The following is an 8,940-nucleotide window of genomic DNA, read 5'->3' as shown; positions in this document are numbered from 1 at the left end:
TCCGCCGACCCGGGCCGGCTCTACCTGCCGACCATCGCCGACGCGGTCTACGGCTACCAGGGCGTGAACGTCGAGGCACAGCTCCGCACCACCTCGTCGCTGCTGCACTGGACGCGGCGGGCGCTGGCCGTGCGGCGCGCCCACCCGGCGTTCGGGCTGGGCACGTTCACCGAGCTGACCTGCGCGAACCCGAGCGTGCTGGCGTACCTGCGGGCGCACGGCGACGACCTGGTGCTGTGCGTGAACAACCTGTCGCGGTTCCCGCAGCAGGCCGAGTTCGACCTGGCCGAGTTCGCGGGCAGCCTGCCCGTGGAGCTGACCGGCGGCGTGGTGTTCGCGCCGATCGGGGCCGACCCGTACCGGCTCACCCTGCCCGGTCACGGTTTCTACTGGTTCGCCGTCCACCGCATGGGAGACCACCGATGAGCCGCCCCGAGGGGACCGCGCTGCGGCCCCGGCTGGAACGCGCCCTGGCCGCCTGGCTGCCGTGGCAGCGCTGGTTCGGCGGGAAGGGCAGGCCGGTCGCCGGCGTCGAGGTCGAGCAGCTGGTGGAACTGGTCGACCAGCGCGCGTCCGGCGGGCCGCTGGGCCTGCTGGCCGTGGTGGCGGTCCGGTTCGCCGACGGCGGCGACGCCGAGCGGTACCAGGTGCCGATCGGGGTGCGCACCGCGCTGCCGGACCGGCTCGCGCCCGCCGTGCTGGCCGGGTTCGACGGGTGCGTGGTGTACGACGCGACCGGCGACGCCGAGCTGAACGCGGTGCTGCTGCGGCTGATCGGGCAGCGCGCGGTGCGCGGCGGCGTCGGGTTCACGCCCGAGCCGTCCTTCGCCGGGGCGAGCAAGCGCGGCCTGGTGGGGCGACCGATCGGGGCCGAGCAGTCCAACACCTCGATCGTCTACGGCGACCGGTACATCCTCAAGCTGTACCGGCGGGTCGCGGCCGGGCTGAACCCGGACCTGGAGGCGCACCGCGCGCTGCGCCGGGCCCGGTCGCGGCACATCGCGCCGCTGCTCGGCTCGATCGAGGGCGAGGTGGGCGGCGAGCCCGCCACGTTCGGGATGCTCCAGGCGTTCGCGGCCAACGCCGCCGAGGGCTGGGCGATGGCCATGACCAGCGTGCGGGACCTGTTCGCGGACACCGACGCGGCCCCGGACGCGGCGGGCGCCGACTTCGCCGCCGAGGCGCGCCGGCTGGGCGGCGCGGTGGCCGCCGTGCACGCGGACCTGGCCCGCGAGCTGGGCACGGGCACCGCGGACCCGCGGTCGGTGGCCGACGACATGCTGGCCCACCTGGAACCGGCGCTGGTCGCGGTGCCGGGCCTGGCGCCGTACGCCGACCGGCTGCGGGCGGCGTTCGCCGGGGTCGGGGCGCTGCGCGAGCGGGTGCCGGTCCAGCGCGTGCACGGCGACCTGCACCTGGGGCAGGTGCTGCGCACCCCGGCCACCTGGCTGCTGATCGACTTCGAGGGCGAGCCCGCCGCGCCGATCGCGGAGCGCACCGAGCCGCGCTCGCCGCTGCGCGACGTGGCCGGGGTGCTGCGGTCGCTGGACTACGCCGCGCAGCACCAGCTCCGGCTGTTCCACCCCACGCCGGAGCTGCGCCGACGGGCCCGGCGGTGGACCGCGCACAACCGGGAGGCGTTCACCGCCGGGTACGCCGAGGCGGCCGGGGGCGACCCCGCCGGGCGGCTGCTGACCGCGTTCGAGCTGGAGAAGGCCGTCTACGAGGCGGTGTACGAGACGCGCAACCGGCCCGACTGGGTCGACATCCCGCTGCGCGCGGTGCGGCGGCTGCTCGGGGAGGAGGACCTCGATGACCGTTGAGCTGTCCCTCGTGGACGTGGGCGCGCCGGACCCCGGCGCGGTGGACCGGCTGCTGGCCGGCACGCACGCCAACCCGCACCTGGTGCTGGGCGCGCACCCCCGGCCCGCGGGCGCGGTGGCGCGGGCGTGGCAGCCGGGCGCGGACGCGGTGGCCGTGGTGACCGGCGACGAGCGGTTCGAGCTGGTGGAGCTGCGCGGCGGGCTGTTCTCCGGCGTGGTGCCGGTGCGGTTGGCCGACTACCGGTTCGAGGTGGTCCGCGGCGACCGGGTCGAGCGGGTGGACGACCCGTACCGGTGGCTGCCGACCGTGGGCGAGCTGGACCTGCACCTGATCGGGGAGGGCCGCCACGAGCGGCTGTGGGACGTGCTCGGCGCGCACCCCCGCGAGCTGGGCGGCGTGGCGGGCACGGCGTTCGCGGTGTGGGCGCCGAACGCGCTCGGCGTGCGGGTGCTGGACCTGCCGATGCGGCGGCTCGGCGGCGGGGTGTGGGAGCTGTTCGCGCCGGGCGTGGCCGCGGGCGCGGAGTACCGGTTCCGGGTGCTGGGCGCGGACGGGGTGTGGCGGGACAAGGCCGACCCGCTGGCGTTCGCGGCCCGGCCGCCCGTCTCGGTGGTGCACTCCTCGACGCACGAGTGGGGTGACGCGGCGTGGCTGGCGGCGCGGGAGGCCACCGACTGGTCGCGCGCGCCCGTGTCCACCTACGAGGTGCACCTCGGGTCGTGGCGTCCGGGCCTGGGTTACCGGGAGCTGGCCGGCGAGCTGGCCGACTACGTCGTGGAGCAGGGGTTCACGCACGTGGAGCTGCTGCCGGTGGCCGAACACCCCTTCGGCGGGTCCTGGGGCTACCAGGTCACCTCCTACTACGCCCCCACCTCGCGCTTCGGCTCGCCGGACGACTTCCGGCACTTCGTCGACACCCTCCACCAACGCGGCATCGGCGTCATCGTGGACTGGGTCCCCGCCCACTTCCCGAAGGACTCCTGGGCGCTGGCCCGCTTCGACGGCACCCCGCTCTACGAGCACCCGGACCCGAGGCGCGGCGAGCACCCCGACTGGGGGACGTTCGTGTTCGACTTCGGCCGGCCGCAGGTGCGCAACTTCCTGGTGGCCAACGCGCTGTACTGGCTGGAGGAGTTCCACGTCGACGGCCTGCGGGTCGACGCGGTGGCGTCGATGCTGTACCTGGACTACTCGCGGCCGGACGGGGAGTGGGAGCCCAACGTCCGCGGCGGCCGGGAGAACCTGGAGGCGGTGCGGTTCCTCCAGGAGCTCAACGCCACGGTGTACAAGCGCCACCCCGGCGCGGTGGTGATCGCCGAGGAGTCCACCACCTGGCCCGGCGTGACCCGGCGCACCGACCACGACGGGCTCGGCTTCGGGTTCAAGTGGAACATGGGCTGGATGCACGACGGCCTGCGGTTCTTCGGCCTGGAGCCGGAGCGGCGGGCGGCGCGGCAGGGCGAGGTGGCGTTCTCGCTGAGCTACGCGTGGAGCGAGAACTTCGTGCTGCCCCTGTCGCACGACGAGGTGGTGCACGGCAAGGGCTCGCTGTGGGAGCGGATGCCCGGCGACGACCGGGCCAAGGCCGCGGGCCTGCGGTCGCTGCTGGCCTACACGTGGGCGCACCCCGGCAAGCAGCTGCTGTTCATGGGCGGCGAGTTCGGGCAGCGCGACGAGTGGTCGGAGTTCGGGCTGGACTGGCACCTGCTCGACTCCCCCGTCCACGCGGGCGTGCGGCGGCTCGTGGCGGACCTCAACGCGACCTACCGGGCCACGCCCGCGCTGCACGAGCTGGACACCTCGCCGGACGGGTTCGAGTGGGTGCACGGGGACGACCTGGTGCTCGCGTTCCTGCGCCGCGGCGAGCACGACGTGGTGGTGTGCGCGGTGAACCTCGCCGACGAGCCCCGGCGGGACTACCGCGTCGGGCTGCCGCGCGCGGGCGCCTGGCGCGAGGTGCTCAACACCGACGGCGCCGACTACGGGGGGTCGGGGGTGGGCAACCTCGGCACGGTCGTCGCCGAGTGGACGCCGTACCACGGGCAGCCCGCCTCGGCGGCCCTCACCCTGCCGCCGATGGGCGTTTTGTATCTCATGCCCGATACTCATGCGGATGTGTAATCGCCGCAGGTATTGGACTGGTCACGCTCGGCGATCTTAGGTTCGAGGTGCCGACGGATCCCCCACCCCCGACGGATCCGCGACCCCTCAACCAGGAGTGAGCATGACGACGGAAAACCCCACAGGCGTGTCCCGGGCCGATGTCCTGCGCGGCGTCGGGATGACCGCGGTGGGCGTGGCGGCGGGCTCGCTGCTCGGCGCGGGCAGCGCCGCCGCCACCCCGGCCCCGCCGGAGCACCCGAACGTCAAGCTGATCAAGGACTACTACGAGGCGTACGCGTCGGGCGACCTCGACCGGCTGCGCCGGTTCTTCGCCAACGACATCCGGTGGACCATCCCCGGCCACCACCCGCTGGCGGGCACCAAGGTCGGGGTCGAGGAGGTGCTGGCGTTCTTCGCCGAGCTGGGGCGGGCGGGCTTCCGCGCGGAACCCCTCGCCCTGGCCCCGGACGGCGACTGGGTCATCGACCTGCACCGCGGCTGGAGCACCCGGCCGGAGGGCCTGGACATCACGTGGGCGCTCGCGTTCCGCATCCGGGCGCGGCGCATCGTGGAGGCCGTCAACTTCGCCGGCGACCAGCACGCGGCCGACCAGTACTTCTGGCGGGTCTACCGGCTGGCCCGCATCCCGAACCGGCTCGACCGCCGGTGACGGGCCACGGGTGACGGGGGCGCGGGTCGAGCGGGCGGCGGCGCGGCTGCCCGCCCGACCCGGCGGGGTCACCGCCGAGAGGGGCCAGGTCGCCGGGTCGGCCGGGCGGGATTACCGCCTCGGGGACCAAGCGGCCCAGGTCGACGGCCAGGCCGACACCGGACAGGCCCCGCGCGACCCGCGTACCGCCCGCCCGAGCAGACCCCGCCGGACCACGGACCCGCCGACCCGGCGCCCGGGGCGACCCGCCCGCCGTAGACCGTGCCCGCGCAGTGGTCCGGGCCGACGACCGAGAAGCCCGCCAGGACCCGGCGGTTGCCGACGCCGAGCGTCCAGGCGGGGAGGTCCAGGCCGGACAGCGCCTCGTGCGCGACGCGCGGCAGCTCGGCGTCGAGGCGCGGCGACAGCGGGGCGGCGTCCACCACGCCGAGGGCACACCAGGTGGACTCGCGGACGCCGTCCTCCCGCGACCCGCGCCACACCCGCTGCGCCTGCCGGCCCCGGAAGGGCAGGTCCAGCTCGTCCCGGTGGTCGGCGGCCCAGCGGAGGAACGACGCGGTCAGGTCGGCGCACAGGGCCAGGTCGCCGTCCCCGACCGCCAACGCCTCCCCCGGCTCCTCCCCCGGCGGCTCCAGCGAGGAGGTCGCGACCGGGCCGAACCCGTGGGACTCGAACACCCGGCGGACCCGGTCCAGCCACCGCGCCTCCACCGCGCGCAGGCCCGGCGGCCACTCGGGGAAGCCGCCGGCGGAGTCCGGTCGCGGGTTCACGTCCACCAGTGCAGCGCGCCCGGCCCGGGTCGGCAACGAAGTTCCACCGCGCGGACGCGGGCCGCCGCCGGAAGGCCGGTGGCGGGGCCCGCGTCCGCGCGGTGGGTCACCGCAGGTCCTCCATGATCCGGTCGACGGCGCGGCCGAGCTTGGCGTACTTCTCCGTGTAGAGCACGGGGAACACGCCGGGCGGGTCGGCGGGCCGGTGGGCGTCGACGTAGTCGGTGCCCAGGTTGGAGAACACGACCACGACGTAGTCGCGCCGCACCTCGCCGGGCAGGGACTTGACGATGCCCGCGTCGCTGCCGGTGGTGTCGACCCAGCCGTTCTTGTGGGCGTAGGTGACCTCGGCGGCCGCGTCGCACGGGCGCACGTCCCGGTCGTAGACGGCGTCGCCGACGCGCACCGTGCCGTCGGGCCGGACCCACCGCGGCGGCGTGACCTGCGGGATGCCCTGGACCGGGTAGGCGCGGCCGCACCAGTTGGTGGTGGACAGCATCTCGTTGTGGCCCTGGTCGCCCAGGGTGCGCCGGAAGAACGCGCGCGAGGACGCGCTGAGCTCGTCCCGGGTGATCGCGCGGCCCGCGTCGGTCGTCCACAGCGTGCCGTGGCCGCCGTTGACCAGCAGCAGCAGCTTCGCGGTGTCGAGGGCGCTCATGTTCGAGCCGATCCACCGGCCGCCGGTGGCCGGGTTGGTGCCGGTCACCATCAGGGTCGGCATCCCCAGCTCGGCGAAGGTCCGGTTGACCTCGTCCCACGCGCCCAGGTCGTGGACCAGCTTGATCAGCGCGCAGGTCGACTCGTTCTGCGACCGGGTGATCATCTCGTCGAAGAACTGCCGGACGGGCTTGCCCTGCGCGCCGCCGCACGCCGCGTTGGGCTCGGTCGGCTCGTAGGCGTAGGTCCCGTCGAGGTCGACGCGCCCGGCGTCGGCCAGCCGCAGGACGCCGAAGCCCACCATCAGCTTCAGCACCGACGCGGGGTAGGGCGAGGAGAAGTCGATCGGCGCGCCCTCCCGGCCGGGCAGCACGTCACGCGTGCCGCGCCCGCCGTTGACGTCCCACTCCGTGTCGTCCCACCAGCGGTAGCGGACCTGGTCGGTGGCCAGCCGCCCCCGGTGCACCGGCACGCTCACGCCCCGCGGGTACTGCGGGCTGAGCAGCACGTCGGCCACCGCGGTGGGCCTGCCGAACGGGTCCAGCCGGATGACCGCGATGTCCAGGTTGGGCGTCTGGTGCAGCGGCCGGGCCTCGGCGGCGGCCGGCCTGGCCGCCCGCCCGGCGGGCACGGAGTCGTACTTCTCCGGCGCGCCCGCCCGCGACGCGGCGAACAGCTCGGGCGGCGTCAGGTCCAGCACGTCCCGGAAGTCCTGCGCGACCACGGCCCGGCGGACCTGCTCCGCGAGCCGGTCGCCGACGCCGTGCCCGGCCGCCGTCGCCGGTGTGGTCGTGGCGCCGAGCAGGACCGCGGTGGCGGTCACCGCCGTCACCACCCGTCGGGTCGTCCCCATGGCGTGTACCCCCTGGTGCCGATGCCTGTGCGACCGACCGTAGAGCATCGGTAACGGACAGGTGAGGTGGTCGGTGGAGAAGTACCGGGATCAGCCGAAGGTCCCCAGGAACTGGTCGCGGAAGGCGCTCATGGGCCGCACGGGCGCCCCGGCCGCCGGTGCCAGCCCGTCGGTCCAGCCCCACGGGTCGGTGCGGGCGAGCACCGACCGGTCCTGGCTGACGACCGTGACCGGCACGTCCCGGCCCGCCCCCTCGCCGGTGACCACCTGCGCGGGCTGGTGGTCGCCGAGCAGCACCACCACGAGGTCGTCGTCGCCGTGGGTCTCCAGGTACGAGACGATCGTGTCGACGGAGTACTCGACGGACCGCCCGTAGTCGGCGCGCACCTCCACCGGGTCCCGGCCGAAGATGGTCTCCGGCGGCACCGCGCCCGCGCGCATCCCCCCGAACACCGAGCCGTCGCCCACCCCGTCCCACGGCAGCGCCTCCGGCAGCGGCGTCCACGGCGCGTGGCTGGACAGCAGCGTGACCACGGCCATCACCGGCTCGTCGCGCGGGCCCCGCTCCGCGCGCTCCAGCTCGGCCAGCACGTACTGGTCGGGCATGGTCGCGTAGCCGAAGCGCGGGCCCCGGTACCCGAGGTCGGCGGCGGCGTAGATCCGGTCGTAGTCGAAGAACAGCCCCTCCGGCCACGTCTGCGTGATGCCCGGCATGACGCCCACCGACCGCCACCCGGCCCGCCGGAACGCGCCGCCGAGGGTCAGCCGGTCACTGGCCACCAGCGTGCGGTACCGCTGCTGGTTGTCGACCCACAGCCCGGACAGCAGCGTGGCCTGGGCGAGCCAGCTGCCCCCGCCGGCCGTGGGCGAGGTGAGGAAGGCGCTGCGGGAGGCGTAGCCGCGCCCGGCCAGCCGCCGCGTGCCGTCCGCCAGGGCCGCGGCGACCCCCGCGTCCTCCACCGCGCCGCGCCCGTAGCTCTCCACGAACACCACCAGGACGTCCTTGCCGCGCAACGAGGTCAGCAGCCGATCGCCCGGCACGTCCCCGAACGCGTCCACCGCCGACTCCGCCGCGAACGCCGTCCGGTCGTGCAGCCCGGCCCGCACCGCCCGCGCGTGGTCCCCCACCAGCTCGGAGGTGCCGTGCGAGGCCACCGGCAGGCTCATCGCGCACACCGCCGCCACCGCCACCGCGCGCACCGCCGCGCCCCGGTGCGCGCCCACCGCGCCGCCCAGCCGCAGCACCGACCGCGTCACCAGGACCAGCACCGCGACCGCCGCCACCGCCGCCAGGGCCACCGCGCCGATCGCGGCCGCCCGGCCCGCCGTCACGTCGACGTAGTCCACCGCGGGCGTGAGCAGCGGCCAGTCCAGCACCAGGTCGAACGGCCGGTACAGCACCGCGTCGAACCCGATGTCCAGGAACTTCACCACCAGCAGCAGGCCGAGCAGCGCGCCGCCGACCGCCGCGACCGGCCGCCGCCGGCGCGCGGGCAGCACGAGCAGCAGCACCACGGCCGCCGGCGCCTCCACCGGCACCCGCAGGAACGCCGACGGCGTCAGCTCGTCAAAGTCGGCGGGCAGCAGCAGGGCGAACAGCACCACCAGCGCCGACAGCGCGGTCCGGACCCGCGCCACCACCCGGGCGCCCCCCGATCGGGTTACCGTGGGGCGGTGATCCGCCCCCACGTCCTGCTCAGCGTCGCGGTCAGCGTGGACGGCCACATCGACGACCGGGGCGAGGCCCGGTTCCCGCTGTCCAACGCCGAGGACTTCGACCACGTCGACCGGATGCGCGCCGAGTCCGACGCCGTCCTGGTCGGCGCGGGCACCGTCCGCCGGGACAACCCCCGCCTGCTCGTCAACGACGCCGGCCGCCGGGCCGCGCGCGTCGCCGCCGGGCGGCCCGAGCACCCGCTGAAGGTCACCGTCAGCCGCGCCGGCGAGCTCGACCCCGACCGCGCGTTCTGGCACTGCGGCGGCGGGAAGCTCGTCTACACCGCCGGTTCCGGCGCCGCCGCCGTGGCGGGCCTGCCCGGCGTCGAGGTCGTCCCGCTGGGTCC

General features: G+C 75.6%; 8 protein-coding genes. 5 read left to right on the top strand and 3 right to left on the bottom strand.

Features of this window, described 5'->3' with window-relative positions; all coding sequences use genetic code 11:
* From ACFP3R_RS31070 to ACFP3R_RS31055, 4 genes are all read left to right on the top strand, one after another.
* A partial coding sequence (locus tag ACFP3R_RS31070) for an alpha-glucosidase C-terminal domain-containing protein (protein ID WP_380641223.1) occupies window positions 1–426 on the top strand: 426 nt, incomplete at its 5' end.
* The gene (locus tag ACFP3R_RS31065) at window positions 423–1,823 is read left to right on the top strand and encodes a maltokinase N-terminal cap-like domain-containing protein (RefSeq protein WP_380641221.1); all 1,401 of its coding nucleotides are present in this window, start codon (window positions 423–425) and stop codon (window positions 1,821–1,823) included. The genes ACFP3R_RS31070 and ACFP3R_RS31065, both read left to right, overlap by 4 nt.
* On the top strand, window positions 1,813–3,945 hold the full coding sequence (gene glgB, locus ACFP3R_RS31060; protein WP_380641219.1) for a 1,4-alpha-glucan branching protein GlgB: 2,133 nt from the start codon (window positions 1,813–1,815) through the stop codon (window positions 3,943–3,945). Before ACFP3R_RS31065 ends, glgB begins: the two co-directional genes overlap by 11 nt.
* Window positions 3,946–4,048: 103 nt before the next feature.
* The gene (locus ACFP3R_RS31055) at window positions 4,049–4,597 is read left to right on the top strand and encodes a nuclear transport factor 2 family protein (RefSeq protein WP_380641217.1); all 549 of its coding nucleotides are present in this window, start codon (window positions 4,049–4,051) and stop codon (window positions 4,595–4,597) included.
* Window positions 4,598–4,665: 68 nt separating this feature from the next.
* On the opposite strand, the gene ACFP3R_RS31050 is transcribed toward ACFP3R_RS31055, so the two are convergent.
* The 3 genes from ACFP3R_RS31050 to ACFP3R_RS31040 form a co-directional block, all read right to left on the bottom strand.
* Complete coding sequence (locus ACFP3R_RS31050; RefSeq protein ID WP_380641215.1) at window positions 4,666–5,367, bottom strand: HisS family protein; 702 nt, start codon at window positions 5,365–5,367, stop codon at window positions 4,666–4,668.
* A 106-nt stretch (window positions 5,368–5,473) separates the two neighbouring features.
* The gene (locus ACFP3R_RS31045; protein WP_380641213.1) at window positions 5,474–6,877 is read right to left on the bottom strand and encodes a serine hydrolase; all 1,404 of its coding nucleotides are present in this window, start codon (window positions 6,875–6,877) and stop codon (window positions 5,474–5,476) included.
* 90 nt (window positions 6,878–6,967) lie between these two features.
* On the bottom strand, window positions 6,968–8,518 hold the full coding sequence (locus ACFP3R_RS31040; RefSeq protein ID WP_380641211.1) for a sulfatase-like hydrolase/transferase: 1,551 nt from the start codon (window positions 8,516–8,518) through the stop codon (window positions 6,968–6,970).
* A 33-nt stretch (window positions 8,519–8,551) separates the two neighbouring features.
* On the opposite strand from ACFP3R_RS31040, the gene ACFP3R_RS31035 reads away from it, so the two are divergent.
* The coding region (locus ACFP3R_RS31035; RefSeq protein ID WP_380641209.1) for a RibD family protein at window positions 8,552–8,940 on the top strand (389 nt) is incomplete at its 3' end.

Source organism: Saccharothrix lopnurensis (assembly GCF_042658445.1).
GTDB lineage: Bacteria > Actinomycetota > Actinomycetes > Mycobacteriales > Pseudonocardiaceae > Actinosynnema > Actinosynnema lopnurensis.
This window is presented reverse-complemented; position numbering and strand designations above follow the sequence as displayed.

Coding starts and splice junctions, on each gene's coding strand:
- ACFP3R_RS31065 (WP_380641221.1), top strand. CDS start 423: ATGAGCCGCCCCGAGGGGACCGCGCTGCGGCCCCGGCTGGAACGCGCC.
- glgB (WP_380641219.1), top strand. CDS start 1,813: ATGACCGTTGAGCTGTCCCTCGTGGACGTGGGCGCGCCGGACCCCGGC.
- ACFP3R_RS31055 (WP_380641217.1), top strand. CDS start 4,049: ATGACGACGGAAAACCCCACAGGCGTGTCCCGGGCCGATGTCCTGCGC.
- ACFP3R_RS31045 (WP_380641213.1), bottom strand. CDS start 6,877: ATGGGGACGACCCGACGGGTGGTGACGGCGGTGACCGCCACCGCGGTC.